Below are 20,554 nucleotides of genomic sequence, written 5' to 3'. Positions count from 1 at the left end.
CTTGAGCCGTCAAACCGCCGGAGCCGCTGTTGGTTCCGGATATCCGCTTCACTTTTCAGTGTGGGCGGCGCGATTGCCGAAATAAAGGCATGTCAAGACTGCAAACGACGCCGCCCGCGCGGAATTCGAGCGAGGTGGATCCGCCGCCGACGCCGGCCAGACCGCGTTCTATCAGTCTCGTCCCAAAGCCGCGGCTGACCGGAATCATCACCGCGGGAACTTCATGCTCACGCCACTTCAGGCGAACGCGCGGCGGATCGCCAGGTTCAATCGACCAGCTGACTTCGAGGCGCCCGGATGCAATCGAAAAGGCGCCATATTTCACTGCGTTGGTGGCGAGCTCATGCAGGACCAGAGCCAAAGCGACGCCTGTCGCCGCGTTCAATTTCGCTACGGGACCCTCAATTTTTATACATCTGTCCCTCTGCTTATATGGCGTGAGCTCATTTTCCACGAGCTCCCGTAGATCGACGCTTTCCCAGCTTGTGCGAATGAGCTGATCATGCGCCTTCGACAAGGCGAGGAGTCGATCTTGCAAGCGTTGCGCCATGTCTGCCGGATTCTCGACATTGCGCGCCGTCTGAACGGTGATCGATTGAACCATAGCGAGCGTATTTTTGACCCTGTGGTTGAGCTCGTTGATCAGAATCTGCTGGCGCTCCTCGGCGTATTTCCGCTCGGTAATATCGATCGCGCTGCCGATGACGCGGACGGGCTTGCCTTCATGATCGCGAATAAGCGAGCCCCGATCCCAGACATAAATCCAGCGTCCGTCGAAGTGCTTGATTCTATATTCCTCCGCCTGCTCCTCGATAACGCCGGATTCGAATTTGCCGCATTGCGCTTCGAACCGCGGCCGGTCGTCCGGGTGAAGGCGCTCCAGCCACCAGGCAAGATCGGCGCCCGCTTCCTCCGCGGAAAATCCAAGGAGACGCGACAATCCGTCCGACCGATAGATTGCTCCCGTCGATATCCGCCAATCATAGACGATGCCCGCCATGGCGCCGACGGCGACCCGAAATCTTTGGCCGCTCAGAAGGAGCCTGGTTTCGGCCTTGTGGAGAGCCGCAACGTGCTCGTCCCTGGCCATGAGCGAGGTCTCAGCCCGTCTCCGCCGCTCGATCTCGGCTGAGAGCCGCTCTTCACGGCCCTGCGCGATCCTAGTAAGCGAGGAGAAAGCGAGGCTCGCTCCAATCGCGATCGCGATAAGCACAGCCGTTTGCGCGCGCCATGGCGCAAATGCGGCGTATAAGTCGACGCCAATGCGCACATAGGCGGGAAAGGGCCCCAATTTCGAAAAGGCGTAAAGCCGATCGCCGCCGTCGCTGCTGGAGCGAACCTGATAAAGACCTTCGCTCTTTTTGCTGCTTAGTTCAAAAAAAGGCGAATTTTGCGGGATCGCCGCGCTCGTCGCCCGCACGCCAGAATAGCGCGCAAGCAGCGCGCCGTCATCGCGTATGATGCTGATCACGTCGGATGGGCTGACCGAGAGGGCGGACCAGAAATCCTCAAAATAGCTTGCTCTGGTCGCGATGAGGATTGCGCCGTCGAACGCGCCTGAACGGTTCGATCTGCGGCGGCCAAGAACAAAGCCAAGCTCGGCTCCATTCTTGCTGTCGAGGGCCGGGCTGAGATAGAGGCGCGCGGGCGCGCGCAAGACCTGCGCGTAATCTTCTTTCAACAACAGCGAAGGCGCCCATTTCGAATTATCCCGGGCCGCCGCTATCTCTCCATTAGGATCGACGAGCAAGATCGCCGCCATTTGCGGCGAGGATTGCATTAGTCCATCCAGAAACTCGCGGATCGAGTCGGATTGACGGATTTCATCCCAGCTCATTGTCCCGAGTCTCAAGTCGATCGCAATCATTGCGCTTTCCTGCGCGTCGAAAACGCGCAGGGCATGTTCGCGGACGATGGCCGCGGTTTGCTCCGCCTCCGAAATGATTTCGGCGCTGCTGCGCTGGGACAACACCCAGGAAAAGCTGGCGGCGGCGACAAGCGGCGCGATCAATGAGCCCCAAAAGAGGAATCCGAGAGGGCGCAGCCGGCCGATCAGAGACGCAATGCGATGGTTCAATCCGCGCTCCTCGCAGCCGACCCCGGCGCCTGGAGCCCAAGGGAAGGATGGACCGCGGCCCACAAAAACAGCAAGCTCATGGAGCAAGCGATCCGGACCGATAGAAGCCTTCCGCTCGACCTTGGACACGAGCGCCGTCCATTGAACATTAGCGTCGCGGATCGGGTTCCACGCGAACTATCGGAGCCCGTCGTTCATCTCTCGGCCTCGACAAATGTACGCTGCCGCGACCGCTCCCTAGATTTAGATGCTCCGGCTTAGCTCGATGCAATGCGAAACCCCAGCACGAGGGCGCCTGAAAGCGCCCGCCGCGACGCGTCGAACGTCAGGTCCGCGAAAGTTTTTCCCGCTTCAATGCGGCTCGAAGCTTCCTATGACGCATCGAGACGATCGTCGCGCGGCGGCGGCTCAATTGTCTCGCCTCGCGGCGTCGATTGACCACCTGAAATGGAATTCGGCCTTGGCTCTTGTTCGCCAGCCGGCATTTTTATGAGCGCAGTTGAATGAGTGCCCAGAAGTCCGAACAATTAGATCGCGGTCCAGGCCATGCGGAAATTCGCAACAAGGCCCTTTTACAAGTCGCCATCACCGAAGCTTTTACCTGTCTCGGCGCCGGCGCGCCGGAAGAGGCGATCGCCCATCTCGAACAATTCGCCGATCTTGCGGCGCCGAGCGACGTCGCATGCTATATCTTCGGCCTGATTTATTTCAACGCCGACGATATGCGCAACGCGCTCGGCTGGTTCGAACGCGCGCTCGCCTTGAATTCCGTCAATCCCGAGGCGCTCGGCGCCCGCGCCATCGTGCTTCAGCGACTCGGACAGCCGCTTGACGCCATCGAGTCGCTGGAAGAGATCCTGAAGCTTCGGCCGGACGACGCGGATAGTTTGTTCAGCATTGGCGTCATCCTCCAAAGTCTCGGGCGCATGAAGGAGGCGCTGGCCGCTTATGAGAGCGCCTTGCGTTGGCGTCCGAACCATTGCGAAGCCTCGACAAACCGCGGCGCCTTGCTCGAACGGTTCGGCCGATTCGAGGAGGCGCTGGCCTGTTTCGAGGCGATCGCGGCGGTCCGGCCGGACGATAGCCGCAACTTATTCAACAAAGGCTCTGTCTTGCAAAAGCTGGGACGTCATGAGGACGCCCTCGCCGCCTATGAAGAAGCCGCGAGCTGCGGTCCGCCCGACGCGGAGACCGAACTCAATCGCGGCAATGTTCTGCAAAAACTCGGCCGTCTCGAAGAGGCCCTAGTCTGCTATGACCGTTCGTCGCAATACCGCCACGGCTATCCGCAAGCTCTTTACAACAAGGGCATAGCCTTGCAGGGGCTCGGCCGACTCCAAGAGGCGCTTGCAGCTTATGACGCGGCCCTTGCGCTAGATCCATGCTATTGCGAAGCGTCATGCAATCGCGGCAATATTTTGCATGAGCTCGGCCGCCTCGGCGAGGCGCTCGGCGCCTATAATGACGCCTTGAAGATCCGGCCGGGATTTCTGCCGGCGTTGACCAATCGCGCCAATATTTTTCTGCAATCCGGTCGCGCCGAACAAGCGCTTCTATCCTGCGATGAGGCGTTGCGGCATGATCCAAGGCACGATCAAGCGCTCGGGATTCGCGGCGCCGCGCTCCATAAGCTTGGCCGTCTCGACGAGGCCCTCGCGGCGCTCGATCAGACATTGCAGCTCCGTCGGGATACGCCAGAAGCCTGGCTCAATCGCGGCAATGTCTTGCAGGAGCTCGACCGGCATGCGGAGGCTGTAGCCTCCTATGACGAGGCTTTGCGGATCAGGCCAAATTATCCGGAGGCCTTGTCCGGTCTCGGCGTCGCCCTGAAGGAAACCGGGCGGATCGATGAGGCTTTGGTTTGCTTCAACGAGGCCTTGGAGCATAAGCCCGCTTATTCGGATGCGCGCAACAACCGGGCCGGCGCGCTCCTTCTCAAGGGAAGGCTGACCGAAGGCTTCGAAGATTTCGAGAGTCGCTGGGACCGTTCGAACGCGCCGCCGCGACCTTTCATCCAAGGGCCGCCGCAATGGAACGGCGAAAATGTCCAAGGCAAACGCATCATCGTGTGGGATGAGCAGGGTCTTGGCGACCTTATCCAATTTTCGCGCTATCTCCCGCGGCTCATAGAAGCCGGCGCAGACGTCACCCTGCTTTGTCGAAGAAACATGCGCCGGCTGCTGCGCTCTTTGCCGAAGCCGGTCCGGTTCATCGATGCGATCGATCCAAATGAGAAATTCGATTTTCAGAGCGCGCTTCTGAGCCTTCCGCGCGGCTTCGGAACCACGCTCGACACAATACCGGCGCAAGCGCCTTACCTGTACGCAGAGCCCGACCTCATTGCGAAATGGGCGGAGCGCATCGGCGGCGAAGGCTTTCGCATCGGCATTTGCTGGCATGGAAACGCGTTCATCAACCTCAAGAGGACAGTTCCTCTTTCCAATTTTGCTTCTCTGGGGGCGATTGATGGCGTGCGGCTGATTAGCCTCATGAAGGATCAAAGCCGGATTGACGCCGAGGGCCCCGACAGGACGTTGCGCGTCGAGAGCCTCGGCGATGATTTTGACGGCGGGCCCGATTCTTTCATCGACTGCGCGGCGGCGATGGCTACGCTCGATCTTATCGTCACCTCCGACACCGCGATTGTTCATCTTGCCGGCGCGTTGGGCCGGCCGGTCGTCACCGCGTTGAAGCATGTGCCCGATTGGCGTTGGCTCATGGGGCGCGACGATAGCCCCTGGTACCCGACCATGCGGCTTTTTCGCCAAGCGGAAAAAGACGAGTGGAAGCCGGTCTTCGACCGCATTGCCGACTGGGTTCGGACGCGCGCGACCGGCCGTCTGACGGAAGGTCAACAGGCGCGCAAGCCGGCCTTGATAACTATTCCCGGCGCGATCGGCGAACTGGTCGACAAGATCACAATCCTGGAGATCAAGGAGACTCATGTCGCCGACGCCGCAAAGCTCGGCAACATTCGACACGAGCTGGAGCTTTTGCGCAAGCTCAAGGCCGAAGCCGGCTTTGGCGGCGCGGAACTCGATCGCCTCCAAGCCCAACTCAAGACCGCGAACGCTCTTCTTTGGAGCGTTGAAGATGAGCTCAGGCGACATGAGGCGCGCGGCGAATTTGGCGAGGATTTCATCTCCATGGCGAGGCAGGTCTACAAATCCAATGATCTGCGCGCCGGCTTGAAGAAGGAGATCAACCTGCTTTTCAATTCCGAGATCGTCGAGGAAAAATCATATTCGACGCAGGATTTGCGGCCCGTTCGGAAAATCTCGTAAAGTCGGCGCTCCTGACAGCACGCCGGTGGGCGGCCGCGCCAACTCTAAAAGACCCAGCGCCCTTTCAAACCGACTCGTCAAGAGCGTGCGATAACATAGAGTCCACGCGGGGCATGCCAATTGCTTCTTTCGAGCCGCACTCGCCTCAACGGCGACAGCTTGCGTCTTGCGATCGCCACTGACTAATTTGGATCGAATCTCATGTGCGCCCTCTTGCCACGCGCGGACATCGACGCGCTATTGGGCTCAGAAAACCCGCGACAGGCGTTTGCAACGATCGAGGAAAGACTCAGCGACGTCCTTCCCGCTGAGCGGCCGCCTCTTCGCGAGCAAGTCATCGAAGCATTGGACGCCGCGTTCAAAAGCGGAAAGCTTTTCACGAACGATTGGCTGAGAGCGATTTGTGAAGCGAGCAGAGTTTATCTGCGTCTGAATGATGAGACTCAGGCGCGACTCTTCGAGCCCTCCTGTGAGGAGCGCCTTTGCGCGCTTCTCATGGATGCGTTCGAACCCTCGGCGCCTTCCGAACGCGGCGCGCTCGTCAGCTCCGTCATTTGCGATCTCTCCGACATCTCACTTCTATGTGCTTTGTTTCGCCGAGTGGAGCATGCCGCCACAGCGGAAGGCGCCGAGGGCTCTGCCGCAGACTCCTATTTCGGCCTCTCCTCCAAGGAATTGCGAAGCGAGCTCCTCGGTCGCGTGATGAATTTGGCGAGTTCCAGGCGGCTTTGGACGCAGGCGTCGCCCTCCGCCGTCCTCTGGTTCTGGTTCACGCATGGGCAAGAGCAAGAGGTTTATATTTTCATCAAGCAGAGCATGCGAGATGCAAGCTCTCTTGCTCCCTTGTTGGAATTGGCTCTCGAACGAAGCGACGCCGTAGAGGGAGGCCATGAGGTCGTCGCGGTGCGTCGCTGGTCCAAGATCATCGACTTCAACACGCTGGAGAAATGCGCTCTGGATCTTCTATTGTCCGGCGCTTCAAAGGTGGATAAGACAAGAGCGCGTCGATTCCTCGACGCATTTGCAGATGGCAAAAGCGACCTCTTCAAATAGAGACTTCGGCTTTTTTCGCCTCCGGCCGCGGCGCGCTGGATTCCAGTCAAATTGAATATGCGTTTCGCGCTTATGCTTTGGATTGCGCGTGATCCATCGCAAGAAGCATTGTCATTTTCGAGGGCAATGCTTCGCTTCATCCTCCTGCCCCGCCAAAGCTCATCGCCTTGCCTCACCAAAGGGTGCGACGCAGTAAGAGACGAATTGCGCGCCAGCGAAAATCGCCAACCTCGAGCAGCGCCAACCGACGCGCGATGAAAACGTCGGGAACCTCAGCGCGGTCAAGACATTAAGGTCAGGGGCGCTTGAGGACGAAGGGAAACAAATGCGCATCGCACTTATCGCTCCGCTGGCCGAAGCCGTGCCTCCGAAGCTCTATGGCGGCACGGAGCGGGTGGTTTCATGGTTGGCGGAAGAGCTTGTCCGGCAAGGGCACAAGGTCACTTTGTTCGCGAGCGGCGAGTCCGAGACGACCGCGAAGCTCGTCATTGGCGCGCCGCGAAGCCTGAGACTTGCCGGAATTCGCGATCACATCGGCAGCACGCTCGGCATGTTGCGAGAAGTGCGCCGCCGCGCCGATGAATTCGACATCATCCATTTTCATGTTGAGCTTCTACCCAACGCCTTGTTCCACGACCTCGCGCACAAATGTCTAACGACATTGCACGGGCGTCTCGATCGGCCGGACATTCTGCCGCTCTATAAAGCCTATCCGGAAATGCCTCTGGTTTCGATCTCTAACGCGCAGCGCTTGCCCATGCCCGCGAACGTCAATTGGCTCGCGACGATCTTGCATGGCCTCCCTTCGCATGTATGCCCATTCGATCCTCAAGGCGGCGACTATTTGGCGTTTCTCGGCCGCATCTCGCCGGAAAAGCGGCCGGATCGAGCGATAGAGATCGCCAAGCGGGCCGGCGTTCCCTTGAAAATAGCGGCCAAAGTGGACGATGCCGATCTTGCCTATTTCAAGGCCGAGATCGAGCCTTTGCTCGACCACCCTCTCATCGAGTTCGTGGGCGAAATCAATGAGAGCGAAAAGCAGCAGTTTCTTGGAAGAGCGCGGGCGCTCCTGTTTCCAATTGATTGGCCGGAGCCTTTTGGCCTGGTGATGATCGAAGCCATGTCGGCCGGCGCGCCGATCATCGCCTGGTCCAACGGCTCGGTTCCGGAAATCATCACCGATCGCGTCAACGGCATTATCGTCGATTCGATCGACGCCGCCGCCGAAGCCGCGCACGAGGCCTCAAGGATGAGCCGCGGCGCGGTTCGAGCCGAGTTCGAGGCCCGCTTCACCGCAGCGCAAATGGCCCGCAATTATGTCGCCGCCTATCGTATGCTTTTGGCGCGAGCCTCGGCAAAAACCAGCGCCGCGTGCGCGGCCGCGAGCCTCGCGCCCGAGCCCTGGGATCTTGTCGACCATGCCGGCGAGACAAAGCCGCAAGCGGTCTCGGCCTGACGTCCCCGTCGCGCGGCAATCCGAGGGCTGACAGGCCTTAGGGGCCTATTAACCGATTTGCGATTTCCGTCCTTCGCGACATGCCGAATAATATTATTTAAGGATCTGGTATGAAAAGCCGTTGACCATGATGCGACGGCCAAGCTCGCGAACTGCCGGGCGTCCTGCGGCGTAACGGACTCGGACATGAAATTCCGGATTTCGGCTGCGCCCACTGGCGCGGTCGCTTTTCCTTGCCCGGGCGATGGCGAAGCAGCAACCGCTGGAGCATGTTCAGGGCAGCGGCCGATTCAGCCTGAAATGCCATGGTCCCGGTCGAAGGGAGATCAATCTTGGAGGACCCGACGCGCGACCCGGAGGCGAGTTCCGCCTTGTCGGGCGGCAGGCGCGCAACCGAGACCTTTGGGGTTCGCGGAACGCAAGGGGCTTCGGCTCTCAAGCGGGCCATGCGCCGGGCAAGGCTCGACGAAGCCGAGCGCACGGAAGCGATCGCCGAATTGCGCGCGGCGGAAATCGCCCGGCTCGAGATGCTTCAGGACGCGCTCGACCCCCTCCTCGCCGAAATTCCGCCGAACATAGACTTGTTCGACGTCGCCATCATGCCTGGCGCGCATCCGCGCCTATTCATCGACATGATCGGCTTCGTCGAGATCGCGCCGGATCGCCGCTCCTATCGTTTCGTGCAGGATACGCGGCATGGCCGCATCGCCCTGGCCGAGAGCGAAAACATCGACAAGATAATCGACGCGATCACCGATTACATGGCGCACCGCCTGCTCGAAAGAGAAAAAGCCCTGGCCTCCGACATCAGGCTCGGCCAGGCGGCAAGGCTGAGGCGAGCGGTTGCCGGCTCGGACCGCCGGAGCGCTGAGCCTGCGCCAAAATGGCGCCCCTCGCGCGGGGAGGAGGCATTGTCGCGCGGCGTCCTCGCGATTCTCTCATTTCTCATCGAGGTTCTCGGCTCGGCGGCTTTTTTCATGTTGCTTGCGATCGGCGGCTGGTATGCGTGGAGGCTCTTCGCGGCCTGGGGCGCCACCGCACACTGACTCCCGTTGAGCGAAATAGCGCTGAAGCCCTGCAAGAACGTTACGCCAAGCTAAATCAAACTCTTATAAGCTTTAAGCTGGCGCCTTTCGTCGGCTGGCCGCCAAAGCCGTATCTGGAGCTTTTGACGGGGCGAATGGCGTTCGGCCGGGTCCACCGAAGCGCCACTTAAATCGCCTTCGCGGCCATGCTATGATTTAAAAATGAACAGCAGCATCGGATCGGCGCCAAGCGGCGAGGCGGAGCCGGCGCGCGATCCGCGCATCGCGTCGTTGACGGCCGCACTTGGGGCCCGCTCGATCGTCCTTGTCGGCCTCATGGGATCGGGCAAGACCTCGACCGGTCGGCGCCTCGCGCACCGGCTTGGACTAGGCTTCGTCGACGCCGACGCCGAGATCGAGACCGCGGCGGGAATGTCGATCGCGGATATTTTCGCGCGTCACGGCGAGCCCTATTTTCGCGACGGCGAACGCCGGGTCATGGCCCGGCTGCTCGACGCCGGTCCCCGCGTGATCGCGACCGGCGGCGGCGCCTTTCTGAATGAGGAGACGCGGGCGCGCATAGCGAGGCGCGGCATCTCGGTCTGGCTGAAGGCCGATCCGGATGTGCTTTGGCGGCGCGTCCGCAAACGGTCCCACCGTCCGCTTTTGCACGGTCCCGATCCCGAAACGACGTTGCGAACGCTGCTGGAGCAGCGCTATCCCGTCTACGCCAGGGCGGATATTACGGTCATGTCGCATGAGGGACCGCAAGAGGCCACGGTCGAGGAAATGATTTCGGGCATCGAGTTCTTCCTGCGGTTTTCGCCCGATCCGCCGACGCTAGCAAGCCAGAGAAATATGCACGATTTGGGCAATTCAACATCAAGCCAAGCCGCCGCTTCGAGCGGAGACGAGCCGTCGAGCCCGGCTCTGGTCGAGGTGAAGCTTGGCGCTCGCGCCTACGAAATCTCCATCGACGACGGACTGGTCGAAGAGGCGGGGAGCCGCATCGCGCGCCTCGCGCCGGGCGCCGCCTGCGCGATCATCACGGATGCAAATGTCGCAAAGCTGCATCTGCCCGCACTCGAAAAATCGCTCGATGCGGCCGGACTCCGCCACTCCACGGTAATTGTCGCCGCCGGAGAGGAGTCGAAATCCTTCGGCGTCTTCGCAGAGGTCTGCGAGGCTCTTATTGCGGCGAGGCTCGAGCGCGGAGATCTGGTCATCGCGTTCGGCGGCGGCGTCGTCGGCGATCTCGCCGGATTTGCCGCCGCGACGCTCCGGCGCGGGATGCGGTTCGTTCAAATTCCGACGACGCTTCTGGCCCAGGTGGATTCGTCTGTCGGCGGCAAGACGGGCATCAATTCGAAGCATGGCAAGAACCTGATCGGCGCCTTCCACCAACCCTCGCTTGTCCTCGCCGACACGAGAGTCCTCGAAACCTTGCCGCCACGCGAATTTCGCGCCGGCTACGCCGAAGTGGTCAAATACGGCCTTATCGGCGACGCCGGGTTTTTCGGCTGGCTCGAAGCCAATTGGCGCGCCGTGTTCGCCGGCGGGGATGCGCGCATCCATGCGATCGCCACAAGCTGCGCCGCCAAGGCTGCGATCGTCGGCCGCGACGAAACCGAGCAGGGCGATCGGGCGCTTCTAAACCTCGGCCATACGTTCGGCCATGCGCTCGAGCGCATCGCGCGCTACGATGGGGCGCGGCTCGTGCATGGGGAAGGGGTGGCCATTGGCATGGCTTTGGCTTTCCGCTTCTCGGCGCGCACGGGGCTCTGTTCCTTGGAGGACCAAGCCCGCGTCGAAACCCATTTGAGGGAGGTCGGCCTGCCCACGCGCATAGGAGACATCGCCGGCCTTGCCGTGGAGGCCGACGAAATCATCGACGCGATGCAGCAGGACAAGAAGGTCGAGCGCGGCTCCCTGACTTTCATTCTCGCGCGGGCCATCGGCGATTGTTTCGTGGCGAAGAAGGTCGACGCCGGCGAGATCCGCGGCTTCCTTCAAAAAGAACTGAGTGCGGGACATTAAAACCATGCAGGGCGCGAGCGCCGAGGCTTTCCCGGTCAATCTTTGGCTTGCGAGCGTAATCATCATCTTCTGCGTCGGTCTCGCGGCTTTTTTCGCGGCGTCGGAGACGGCGCTCACGGCCGCGTCCCGCGCCCGCATGCACGCATTGGAAAGAGCCGGCGACCGCCGCGCGGCTCTCGTCAATCGGCTTCTTGCGCGCCGCGATCGCCTGATCGGCGCGACCCTGCTCGGCAGCACGCTCGTCAACATCGGCTCATCGGCTTTCGCCACCAGCGTTCTTGAGGCGCTCGTCGGCGTCCGCGGCGCCATCTACGCAACCGGCATCATGACGATCTTGCTGCTCGTCTTTGCCGAAGTGATGCCCAAGACAGTGGCGATCAATTACCCGGATCGGATGTCGCTTTTTTTGGCCCGGTCTGTATCGATATTCGTCGCGATCTTCGGACCGGTTCTCGTCGGCGTCGAAGCGCTTGTGCGAGGCGTTCTGAAGCTTTTCGGCGTGGACACAAGACGGCGCCACTCGATCCTGTCCGGGCACGAGGAGCTGAAAAGCACGGTGGATCTGCTGCATCGGGAGGGCGGCGTCGCCCGCTCGGACCGCGACATGTTCGGCGGTCTGCTCGATCTGCGCGAGCTGGAGGTTTCCGACGTGATGGTGCATCGGACCAAGATGCTCACGCTCAACGCCGACCTGCCGCCGCGCGATTTGATCCGCGAGGTCGTCTCCGCGCCCTACTCCCGCCTGCCGATCTGGCGCGGCGAGCCCGACAACATTATCGGCGTGCTGCATGCGAAGGATCTGTTGCGCGCCCTTGACGCCTCAAGCGGCGACTTCGCCCATTTCGATGTCGAAAGCATCGCGCTGAAACCCTGGTTCGTGCCCGATACGACCCCTGTCCAAGATCAGCTGCAGGCGTTCTTGAAGCGCAAGACCCATTTCGCCCTGGTCGTCGACGAATATGGCGTGGTCATGGGCCTTGTCACCCTTGAGGACATTCTCGAGGAGATCGTCGGCGACATCTCCGACGAGCACGACCTCGTCGTCCACGGCGTCAGACTGCAGGCCGACGGCTCGGTGATCGTGGAGGGCTCGGTGCCGATCCGCGATCTCAATCGCGTCATGGCGTGGAGCCTGCCGGACGAGGAGGCCACGACAGTCGCGGGACTGGTCATTCACGAGGCCCGGGCGATCCCGGAGTCGGGGCAGGTCTTCACCTTCCACAAATTCCGGTTCGAAGTGCTCCGCAAGACGAAGAACCGGATCACCTTGCTGCGGATCCTGCCCGTGGGGCCGCATGCGATCGCCTCGACGGCGCAGCACTGAATTTTTTGGGCGATGGACCCGCCGCCGGAACGACAGGATCGAGAGCGCCACCATTCGTAATGAAATCGCTCTCGATCCACTGTCTTGTCGAGTTTTTGGCCGCCGAACCCAGACGGGCCGCGGCGGAAAAGATGCTTCCCTATAAAAATTCGCGTTTCGTCGATTGCAGCTTGAACCCGTCGTTTTCAAGCACTTCATCGACGCTTGGATCGCCTGCCGCCGGTCCGATTTGGGCCTCCAAATCGATGTTGACGCCGACCAGGACGACATCATCCTCGTCATCGACAAAGCAGGGGATTTTCTCGAGTCTCGCGCCTTCGCAGGGTCCGGAGATGCAAACTCCAGTCTCCGGGTCGAATTGCGAGCCGTGCTTGCCGCACATGAGCACCTTTAGATAGTTCGGCTCGAAGAAGTTATTCTTCTCCCAATCGAGCCGGACGTGTTGATGCGGGCATTCATTGACATAGGCGTGATATTCCTTGCCGAACCTGGCGATGAATATATCCCAAGGCCGCAGTTTGCCGTCGGTCCACCTGCGCATCAAAGGGAAGCTCTTCCCCATGCGATCGCGGATCTCCCTCTTGTTGCAAATGCCGTAGAGTTCGCCGCTCGGAGGAGACGGCTCCGCGGCGATCGGCGGTGGCGGCTCGATCTTGGGCGGCGGCAGGGCGCGCATGACGAATACGCCGCGTATTCCTTTTTCCGCCGCGGCGCGCGCCAGGCGCAGCCGCCTCTGGGCGGCGGCGCCGAAGCGGCCGGGCCCTCGGTTGCGGTTGTCGAAACGGCCGCCGTCGCCTCAGTTGGGGCGGCTGGGGCACTTGACTGATCGTTGGAAGCCTCGGTCGAGGCGGTCTGATCTGACATTGGGTCTTCGCTCCTAATCTCAGTACGACAGCCCGCTGATCGGCCCGTCCGGATCGGCCGCCCCAGAGCATTCGTGGAGACGCATGCCTCGGGCGCGCTGCGATCGAACTTCGAACCGAGCCGTAGTCGCGGAGGTTTCGATGTCCTGGCGCCGGCCGCCCGGCGTCGCATCGATTTCATGCAATAGCGATGCCGCACCAATATTCAAGGCTGTTTCGCGGCGACCCCGCAGTCTTTGTCCTGGCGCGACGATTGGCGCAAAGCAAAAACGTGCGGCGCCGGCGGCCGCAGGCGCCTATATCGGGTTCGGCGGCGAAGGATTTTAGCACTCAAAGGATCTGCGTTCGTGGAAGGGGACATGCGACAGGCGGGGGGAGTCCTGAGTCTCGAGGGGCGCTCTTTCGCCTACCCGGTCGGTTCGGAGCGCGAGGGCGAGCGGCTTGATCGCTTTCTGGCGGCGGAAACGGCCGCCGCAGGCGCGAATTTGTCGCGCACGCGGCTCAAAGCTTTGATCGAAGCAGGTTGCGTCACGGTCGATGGCGCGACCGTGACGGAGGCCAGCGCGCCGGTGCGGACCGGCCAGATCGTCAGCCTGCTCGCGCCGCCGCCGGCCGATCCGACGCCCGCGGCCGAGAATATTCCGCTCGCAATCGTCTTCGAAGACGAACATTTGCTCGTCATCGACAAGCCGGCCGGACTTGTCGTCCACCCGGCGCCCGGACATCAGGCGGGAACGCTCGTCAACGCCCTGCTCGCCCATTGCGGCGCAAGCCTGTCGGGAATCGGCGGGGTTCGGCGCCCCGGAATCGTGCATAGGCTCGATAAGGACACGTCAGGACTCTTGGTTGTGGCCAAGACCGACGCTGCGCATCAGGGCCTCGCCAAGCTCTTCGCCGATCACGGCAAGACGCTCGCTCTCACCCGCGAATATCTGGCCTTCGTCTGGGGCGTTCCGGCGCGCCCCTCGGGCGTAATTGACGCGGCGCTTGGCCGGCACGCCATCGATCGCGAAAAGATCGCGATCGTCCCGGCCGCGCGCGGCCGCCATGCCGTGACCCATTGGCGTCTCATCGAGAGCTTCGCTGGAGAGGCGAGCCTCATAGCTTGTCGGCTCGAGACCGGGCGCACGCATCAGATCCGGGCCCATATGGCGCATATCGGACATCCGCTGCTTGGCGACCCCGTCTATGGGAAGAGCTTCAAGAGCAAGACGGCGCGGCTCTCGCCGGTTGCGCAAACTCGCCTCAACGCGCTCGGCCGTCAGGCCCTGCACGCAGCGACGCTGGGTTTTCCCCACCCCGTCACCGGCGCATTGCTGAAGTTCGAAAGCGCCCTTCCAAGCGACTTGCGGGAGCTGCGCGAGATTCTGAGCGCAGGCGCGCCCATGCCGCCGCCATCGAGCCGACGCCGCCACTCAAGGTCAAACTAGCGTAACCGGCGCGTCTCATCGAATCGAATGGCGAGGATCAGCCTGCATTCTATTCGCGTCATCGCGACCGGCGCGAGAACGATGCGCCCCTAATCGCGTTCATGTCCCAGCAAGCAAGCCGGGCGTATTGTGCTTTGACTTGGATTGCGGCGGCCCGATCGTCCCGCCATCGCGTGCAATAGCCTCGATAATCGTTAGGAGGTCGGGTCGCCGTCAGCCTGCGTCAAAATGCGAGCAACCAACGCATGAAATTTCTGTCATTATCACCGGCTTCGTTCGCGGCGCTGCTCGATTTTTGCGGCGGACGAAACTTCGCGGCCGGAGCGCCCAGAGATGGCGCGCGAGCCCTGATGCCGAGCGGCGCCTTTCCGCACAGATCGACGCTTAAGCGCCCGGTAATGTTGCCAATTTGTAATCTCAAAGCCCGGCCAAGTCCTCTTTCAGCCATGGTCGAGGCACCCTATATCACTGAGTTGCGTGGCTGGCTTATCGAAGCAGCCAAGCCGGAGCCCGCCGTCCATGGGGGCTCATCTGGAGGGTTTTTGCAATGAGTGCAGCGCTGCCGATGATTTCCGGTGAGAGCGGGCTTGCTCGCTACTTGAATGAAATCAGGCGGTTTCCCATGCTGGAGCCGCAAGAAGAATATATGCTCGCAAAGCGCTGGCGCGAGCATTCGGATTCGGACGCCGCGCACAAGCTCGTCACCTCGCATCTTCGGCTCGTCGCCAAGATCGCGATGGGCTATCGCGGCTATGGTCTGCCGATCAGCGAAGTCGTCTCCGAAGGCAATGTCGGCTTGATGCAGGCCGTCAAACGCTTCGAGCCGGAGAAAGGATTTCGCCTCGCGACCTACGCAATGTGGTGGATCCGCGCGTCAATTCAAGAATATATCTTGCGTTCCTGGTCGCTCGTGAAAATGGGGACGACCGCGAGCCAGAAGAAGCTTTTCTTCAACCTGCGCAAGGTCAAGAGCCAGATCTCGGCGCTTGAGGACGGCGACTTGCGGCCCGAGCACGTCCAGAAGATTGCGCACAGGCTCGGCGTCAGCGAACAGGACGTCATCGAGATGAACCGGCGCATGTCGGGCGACGCCTCCCTCAATGCGCCTTTGCGCGAGGAAGGCGAAGGCGAATGGCAGGATTGGCTCGTTGACGACAATTCGAGCCAGGAGCGGGTGCTCGTCGAGAGGGAAGAAAGCGACAATCGTCTCGGCGCCCTGCGCAACGCGCTTGACGTCCTGAACGACCGCGAACGCCGCATTTTCGAGGCGCGGCGGCTCACCGACGACCCGATGACCCTTGAAGCTTTGTCCGACGAGTTCGATATTTCCCGCGAGCGGGTTCGCCAGATCGAAGTCCGCGCGTTCGAAAAAGTTCAATCCGCCGTGAAGGCCGGAGTTGCGAAAATCGAATCGCAGGCGCGGCCGGAAATCGCAGGGCCGGCGGCTCGGGTCTGATCCTTTCGCTCTGACGGAAGTCCGCAAGGTCATTCTTCAGGCGCGCCGTTGAGCCGGCGCGCGACGCGTTCTTGGGTTACGGCCGTTCAGCGATAGCCTTCTTAGCGTAAGCTTAATGCAGGCTACGATGAGCACGGGAAGCTCACCGTGGCTTCGGTGGGCGGCCCGCCATCCGCCGGCGCGACATTGGTCAGATGGACCTGGAGCGCCCCGGCGTCGGCCACACCGCTCAAGCTGACAATCATAATATTCGACCAAAAGACGGGATGAAGGGCGATCTCCGCCGTTCCCGCCGTGACCGCCGCTTGGCCCGAGACAACCGCTCGGTCGAAGGTCACGATCACCTCCAAATCCCGGCCAAGACGACATTGGCTCTGCGCCGCCGGCGGATCGCGCGGTGGACCAGAGGCCAGGTTCAAAAGCAGATCATTGGCGCCGGTGGGATTTCCACCAGGCAGGCGGGCGAAGGCGCCGACGGGCTCCATCGGCCGCTCGGGCGTGAGCGAAGGCATGCTCCCGGAACTGGCGTAGCTGCGCCAAACTTCGGCGGCGTATCGACTGGGCAGCCAAATATGGGGGCGGTGGTCATGAAAGCTGTCGCGCGGGCCGATCGCGACATTGACCATGCGCTCCGAATTGCCCCAGGGCTGGGCAGAGGTGTTGATCTCCAAATCATAGGCCCCGAGCCAGCCGGAATGGTTTCGCCAATCCGGCAACATGGCCAAATCATCCTGAGGCGGCAGGTCGGGGAGACGCTGTTTCAACACCTCATCGAGCCAGACGCGAACGAATTTGTAATCGACCTTATTGCGATAGCCATGGGTTGACCCGCCGTGCCAATGGCCGGGCTGGGCGACTACCGTCAAAGGCGCCCCTTCATTTGTGGCGCGCGCGCGGGCGAAGGAATCATGGGTGATCGCGGGCTTGGCGTCCTCGACAAAGGTCAGCAATCCAGAAAATCGATCGCCTGGGTCGGAGAGAAACAGATGCGGGGTCGACAAAGGCGGAAGATAGGGGGCAGGATCGAGTTCATCGAGCGCGATGACGGCGAGGACCCGCTGCGGCGGTTGCGTGGAGTCCGGGTTGGAGAGGCGCGCGCTTGAGGCCGTTCTGGCCGCGGCGGCGGAGCCGGCGGAAAAGCCGAAGAGAACCACATACGCATGTTGGATCTCGGGATGACCCGAAATCGCCTTCGACGCCACCCCCAGCGCGCCGAGAATCTTGTCGGCGCCCGCGTCTTGTTGGCGATAGTCCAGCGGGATGTCGAGCTGGATGCAGTTATATTGCTCCGCCACGGCGCGCCAATCGGGATCGCTATCGGAGAGCCACGCGGCCGCATTATTGATCAAGGCCGCGCGGATGGACTTGTTCAAATCCGGAATATAGGCGTCATAGCCGTTGATCTTTCCGCTCCACGGATGCGCGGATTGGCTCCAACCGACCGGAGGGAAAGCCATGATGAACAAGAGAGCCGTCAGGATCTTGAGGCGGCGTATCGTCATTTCAAGCAAGGCTCTCGGCTCCGCGCGCCATGGCGGCGCGGCAACGCTATAGCAAATTCGATGAAGAAAGGTCAGGCGGCGACGAGAGGGAGCCGGGTCGGGATAGACTGCTCCCGCCCAAGCGAGAAATTCTGGCCGCCTTTATTTCCTGAAATCACCAGCCTATATCTGGCCGCGAGCGCGAGCCGCCGCTCAAGGCGGACCCAGCGCGGCGGCGTCTTGGGATCGCCGTTTGGCGGAGAGACGCTGGAAACGCAAGGAAACCCGACAAGCGGCGACAGGAAAGGCGAGGATAGGGCTTAAGGATGGCGGGACATAGTCAGTTCAAGAATATCATGCACAAGAAGGGCAAGCAGGACGCGATCCGCTCCAAGCTCTTCTCCAAGCTCGCCCGCGAAATCACCGTCGCCGCGAAAATGGGCCTGCCGGACCCGACCATGAATGCGCGGCTGCGCGCCGCCGTTCTCGCGGCCCGCGCCGAAAACATGCCAAAGGACAATATCGAGCGCGCGATCAAGAAAGCCTCAGGCGCCGACGCCGAGACTTATGACGAAGTGCGTTATGAAGGCTATGCGCCTGGCGGGGTCGCCGTCATCATCGAAGCGCTGACCGACAATCGCAATCGCACGGCGGGCGAAGTGCGCTCCTATTTCACCAAGGCGGGCGGCTCGCTCGCCGAGACCGGCGCCGTCTCCTTCATGTTCGATCATGTCGGCGTTATCGAATTCCCCTCGAAAGTCGCGTCCGAGGACCAGATGCTTGAGGCGGCGATCGAGGCGGGCGCCGAGGACGTCCAATCGAGTGAAGACGGCCATGAGGTCATCACCTCGCTCGAAAATTTGCGCGAGGTTGCGCAAGCGCTCGAGAGCAAGTTCGGCGAACCGCGCAAGGCCAGCCTGATCTGGAAACCGCAGAATACGATCAGCGTCGATGACGAGGCAGGCGAAAAAATCCTGCGGCTCGTAGGCGCTCTCGAAGACAATGACGACGTTCAAAACGTCTATGCCAATTTCGAGGTTTCTGACGCCCTGATAGCGAAGCTCGGCGGCTAGAACGAGGCCCGATCAGCTTGCATCGGATTCCGCTCCGCGGGCGGGCCCAGCGCGCGGCAAACGTCGCATGTTCAACGGTCGGATATGCTTAGATCCAAGACTGCGCCAAACTAACTAAATCGCAGGGGGACGGACGCGGCGGCGCGAACCGCCGCGTTTCGTTCTCCCGCTGATCGCGTCATCCTTCGCTAGGCGTTTTGCGCGGGCCGCCATGCGAAGCATGACCGCCCTTCCGACCAGCTTCGGAAGCGAGCGTGTGATTGCGCGAAAAGCTGCGCTTATTGGGATTGACGCTTTGGCCGCCCTTCCGGCCGGCTTCGGCAGCCAATCCGGGATTTTGCGAGAAGCTCCGCTTTTCGTGCGGAACGCTCTCCCCGCCCTTGCGGGCGATCGCGCGCTGTTTCTCTGGATCCATTGACGCGAATCCTCGGGTTGAAGTCGTAGATTTCTTCGGACTGTCAACTGTTGCGTTCATCGTTTTTCTCTCTTCCAAATGTTTGACTTGATCTAAATAATGTTTGGCACCGGTAAAGGTTTCGAAAATTCATTCAAGATCGCGTGACTCGTTTGGGCCTTTATGCGCCAAGCTTAAGTATTGCTTTCACATAAATGGGTTCGATTTCTGGGAAAGCAATAGCCAAGAGCAAGAATCGACAAAGCCATTTTAGACGCCAGATTCATGATTATCCGCTCAAGACTTGGTTATGGCTTATTTTCGCGATTCCGCATGGCAATAAAATCGCTCCGAAGCGCCATCCCTGGCGAAAGGCGCTCCTAATTACCGCACTCGACTTGACGTCTCCGTGCGATTGAGAAAATCTCCTTCGCAATTGCGAAGGAGAAAGAGACGTCTCCTGGCCATAGAAGCGCATCGCCGCCACCAAAAGCCGACCCGGCCAAGGCCGGCCAGAGCACTACCCGCCGAGGCAGCGGCCCGCCATCCTTCTCAGCCCTGTGCTTGCATCATTTTGTACGGGCGCCATCTGCGCGCGACTCCACATTCATCTTTGCGAACCTTAACTCTGACTCAAGATGGATGCAGGCCTAGAGCGCGTTCCGGTTGGATGGAATCATCCAGTCGATAAGAACTCGCTTCAGATCAATAAGTTGGAGCATGTTCCGATCGAAAAAGTCGATCAACTTTTCGGAACATGCTCTACGTCTCTCCCGCCGCGGCCCGGTCGGCGATGATGCGGATCGTTCCATGCGCCGCCATGCGCGAGGTGGGGAGCGAAGGATCATTCGCAAGCACGCGGGCGAGAATGTCTCGCTTTTCGGCGCCGGAGACTAGAAACAAGATGGCGGCGCTCGATTCCAGCACCGGATAGGTCAGCGAAATGCGCGGCTCGGGCTTGACCCCAATGATCGAAGTCGCCCAGGCCTTGCGCTCATTAAGCGCCGCCGTTCCCGGAAAAAGCGAAGCTGTGTGCCCATCGGCTCCGAGGCCGAGCAACGTGACGTCGAAGAGCGGCCGCTGCGGATCGAGCGTTCGCGCCCCATAGAAGCTTTGCAAGGTTTCCGAATACAAGGCCGCGGCTTTCTCCGGCGAGCCCGCTTCGGTCGGGATGCGGTGGACCTGCGCGGCGGGAATTGGGACATGGCGGATCATGGCCTCCCAGGCCATGTGAAAATTGCTGTCTTCATGGTCTTTGGGGACGAATCGTTCGTCGCCCCAGAAAAGATGAACCTTTCCCCAGTCGAGCCGCCGCCCCAAATCCTCGCCGCCAAGAAGCTCATAGACCCGCTTCGGCGTCGACCCTCCAGACAGATTGAGCGCGACGCGCGCCGGGGCGACGGCTATCCGCGTCGCAAGCCAAATCGCAACGCGGTCCGCCAAATCCCCCGCGTCATCCGCGATATCGACAATCGGTTCGGGCGTCATGGTCGGGAGCGTCCATGGAGCTTCGTCTTCAGGCGCGACAAAATAGCGCAGGGCGATTGGCGACTTCAGTCTGCGAGCCGCAAGCGCTCGACGCCAATATGGGGCTTTACAGC

The 20,554-nt window shown here is 61.1% G+C and carries 15 protein-coding genes; 9 read left to right on the top strand and 6 right to left on the bottom strand.

All coding sequences use genetic code 11. The features are described 5' to 3' along the window. Window positions 1-55: 55 nt before the first annotated feature. Window positions 56-2,077, bottom strand: coding sequence for a sensor histidine kinase (locus RZS28_RS08675; protein WP_407340905.1), 2,022 nt, complete (start codon window positions 2,075-2,077; stop codon window positions 56-58). A gap of 503 nt (window positions 2,078-2,580) precedes the next feature. Here RZS28_RS08675 and RZS28_RS08670 point away from each other — a divergent pair. The 6 genes from RZS28_RS08670 to RZS28_RS08645 all read left to right on the top strand — a co-directional run bounded on the left by RZS28_RS08670 (window position 2,581) and on the right by RZS28_RS08645 (window position 12,256). Further along, complete coding sequence (locus RZS28_RS08670; protein ID WP_407340904.1) at window positions 2,581-5,361, top strand: tetratricopeptide repeat protein; 2,781 nt, start codon at window positions 2,581-2,583, stop codon at window positions 5,359-5,361. Window positions 5,362-5,562: 201 nt separating this feature from the next. After that, window positions 5,563-6,414: a hypothetical protein gene (locus RZS28_RS08665; RefSeq protein WP_407340903.1), complete on the top strand. Its 852-nt coding sequence runs from the start codon at window positions 5,563-5,565 to the stop codon at window positions 6,412-6,414. A 325-nt stretch (window positions 6,415-6,739) separates the two neighbouring features. Continuing rightward, window positions 6,740-7,870 carry a glycosyltransferase family 4 protein gene (locus tag RZS28_RS08660; RefSeq protein ID WP_407340902.1) on the top strand — a complete coding sequence of 377 codons (1,131 nt, stop codon included), beginning with the start codon at window positions 6,740-6,742 and terminating at the stop codon, window positions 7,868-7,870. Window positions 7,871-8,202: 332 nt separating this feature from the next. Continuing rightward, window positions 8,203-8,916 (top strand): hypothetical protein, encoded by a 714-nt coding sequence (locus RZS28_RS08655; protein ID WP_407340901.1) that lies wholly within the window; start codon window positions 8,203-8,205, stop codon window positions 8,914-8,916. A gap of 201 nt (window positions 8,917-9,117) precedes the next feature. Then, complete coding sequence (gene aroB, locus RZS28_RS08650) at window positions 9,118-10,932, top strand: 3-dehydroquinate synthase (RefSeq protein ID WP_407340900.1); 1,815 nt, start codon at window positions 9,118-9,120, stop codon at window positions 10,930-10,932. Between the two features lie 4 nt (window positions 10,933-10,936). Beyond that, entirely contained in the window at window positions 10,937-12,256 is a 1,320-nt protein-coding gene (locus tag RZS28_RS08645) for an HlyC/CorC family transporter (RefSeq protein ID WP_407341083.1), read from the top strand. 139 nt (window positions 12,257-12,395) lie between these two features. On the opposite strand, the gene RZS28_RS08640 is transcribed toward RZS28_RS08645, so the two are convergent. Beyond that, window positions 12,396-12,932: a Rieske (2Fe-2S) protein gene (locus RZS28_RS08640; RefSeq protein WP_407340899.1), complete on the bottom strand. Its 537-nt coding sequence runs from the start codon at window positions 12,930-12,932 to the stop codon at window positions 12,396-12,398. Window positions 12,933-13,478: 546 nt separating this feature from the next. Here RZS28_RS08640 and RZS28_RS08635 point away from each other — a divergent pair. Then, entirely contained in the window at window positions 13,479-14,549 is a 1,071-nt protein-coding gene (locus RZS28_RS08635) for an RluA family pseudouridine synthase (protein WP_407341082.1), read from the top strand. A 223-nt stretch (window positions 14,550-14,772) separates the two neighbouring features. Here the strand turns inward: RZS28_RS08635 and RZS28_RS08630 are convergent, their stop codons facing one another. Then, entirely contained in the window at window positions 14,773-14,997 is a 225-nt protein-coding gene (locus RZS28_RS08630; RefSeq protein WP_407340898.1) for a hypothetical protein, read from the bottom strand. Window positions 14,998-15,096: 99 nt separating this feature from the next. Between RZS28_RS08630 and rpoH the strand changes: the two genes are divergently transcribed. Then, entirely contained in the window at window positions 15,097-16,005 is a 909-nt protein-coding gene (rpoH, locus tag RZS28_RS08625; protein WP_407340897.1) for an RNA polymerase sigma factor RpoH, read from the top strand. A gap of 122 nt (window positions 16,006-16,127) precedes the next feature. Here the strand turns inward: rpoH and RZS28_RS08620 are convergent, their stop codons facing one another. After that, complete coding sequence (locus tag RZS28_RS08620; RefSeq protein ID WP_407340896.1) at window positions 16,128-17,507, bottom strand: hypothetical protein; 1,380 nt, start codon at window positions 17,505-17,507, stop codon at window positions 16,128-16,130. A 305-nt stretch (window positions 17,508-17,812) separates the two neighbouring features. Here RZS28_RS08620 and RZS28_RS08615 point away from each other — a divergent pair, with 305 nt between their 5' ends. Further along, entirely contained in the window at window positions 17,813-18,559 is a 747-nt protein-coding gene (locus tag RZS28_RS08615; protein WP_407340895.1) for a YebC/PmpR family DNA-binding transcriptional regulator, read from the top strand. A 178-nt stretch (window positions 18,560-18,737) separates the two neighbouring features. On the opposite strand, the gene RZS28_RS08610 is transcribed toward RZS28_RS08615, so the two are convergent. Both RZS28_RS08610 and pgl read right to left on the bottom strand, forming a co-directional pair. Then, window positions 18,738-18,974 (bottom strand): general stress protein, encoded by a 237-nt coding sequence (locus RZS28_RS08610; RefSeq protein WP_407340894.1) that lies wholly within the window; start codon window positions 18,972-18,974, stop codon window positions 18,738-18,740. Window positions 18,975-19,715: 741 nt separating this feature from the next. Then, a complete protein-coding gene (gene pgl, locus RZS28_RS08605; RefSeq protein WP_407340893.1) occupies window positions 19,716-20,441 on the bottom strand; it encodes a 6-phosphogluconolactonase in 726 nt (241 codons plus the stop codon). Window positions 20,442-20,554: the final 113 nt, after the last annotated feature.

The organism is Methylocapsa polymorpha (assembly GCF_045689225.1).
Classification (GTDB): domain Bacteria; phylum Pseudomonadota; class Alphaproteobacteria; order Rhizobiales; family Beijerinckiaceae; genus Methylocapsa; species Methylocapsa polymorpha.
The sequence above is the reverse complement of the archived record's forward strand: the minus strand, read 5'-3'. Positions and strand labels throughout refer to the sequence as shown.

Coding starts and splice junctions, on each gene's coding strand:
- RZS28_RS08670 (WP_407340904.1), top strand. CDS start 2,581: ATGAGTGCCCAGAAGTCCGAACAATTAGATCGCGGTCCAGGCCATGCG.
- RZS28_RS08665 (WP_407340903.1), top strand. CDS start 5,563: ATGTGCGCCCTCTTGCCACGCGCGGACATCGACGCGCTATTGGGCTCA.
- RZS28_RS08660 (WP_407340902.1), top strand. CDS start 6,740: ATGCGCATCGCACTTATCGCTCCGCTGGCCGAAGCCGTGCCTCCGAAG.
- aroB (WP_407340900.1), top strand. CDS start 9,118: ATGAACAGCAGCATCGGATCGGCGCCAAGCGGCGAGGCGGAGCCGGCG.
- RZS28_RS08645 (WP_407341083.1), top strand. CDS start 10,937: ATGCAGGGCGCGAGCGCCGAGGCTTTCCCGGTCAATCTTTGGCTTGCG.
- RZS28_RS08640 (WP_407340899.1), bottom strand. CDS start 12,932: ATGCGCGCCCTGCCGCCGCCCAAGATCGAGCCGCCACCGCCGATCGCC.
- RZS28_RS08635 (WP_407341082.1), top strand. CDS start 13,479: ATGCGACAGGCGGGGGGAGTCCTGAGTCTCGAGGGGCGCTCTTTCGCC.
- RZS28_RS08630 (WP_407340898.1), bottom strand. CDS start 14,997: ATGGCTGAAAGAGGACTTGGCCGGGCTTTGAGATTACAAATTGGCAAC.
- rpoH (WP_407340897.1), top strand. CDS start 15,097: ATGAGTGCAGCGCTGCCGATGATTTCCGGTGAGAGCGGGCTTGCTCGC.
- RZS28_RS08620 (WP_407340896.1), bottom strand. CDS start 17,507: ATGACGATACGCCGCCTCAAGATCCTGACGGCTCTCTTGTTCATCATG.
- RZS28_RS08615 (WP_407340895.1), top strand. CDS start 17,813: ATGGCGGGACATAGTCAGTTCAAGAATATCATGCACAAGAAGGGCAAG.
- RZS28_RS08610 (WP_407340894.1), bottom strand. CDS start 18,974: ATGGATCCAGAGAAACAGCGCGCGATCGCCCGCAAGGGCGGGGAGAGC.
- pgl (WP_407340893.1), bottom strand. CDS start 20,441: ATGACGCCCGAACCGATTGTCGATATCGCGGATGACGCGGGGGATTTG.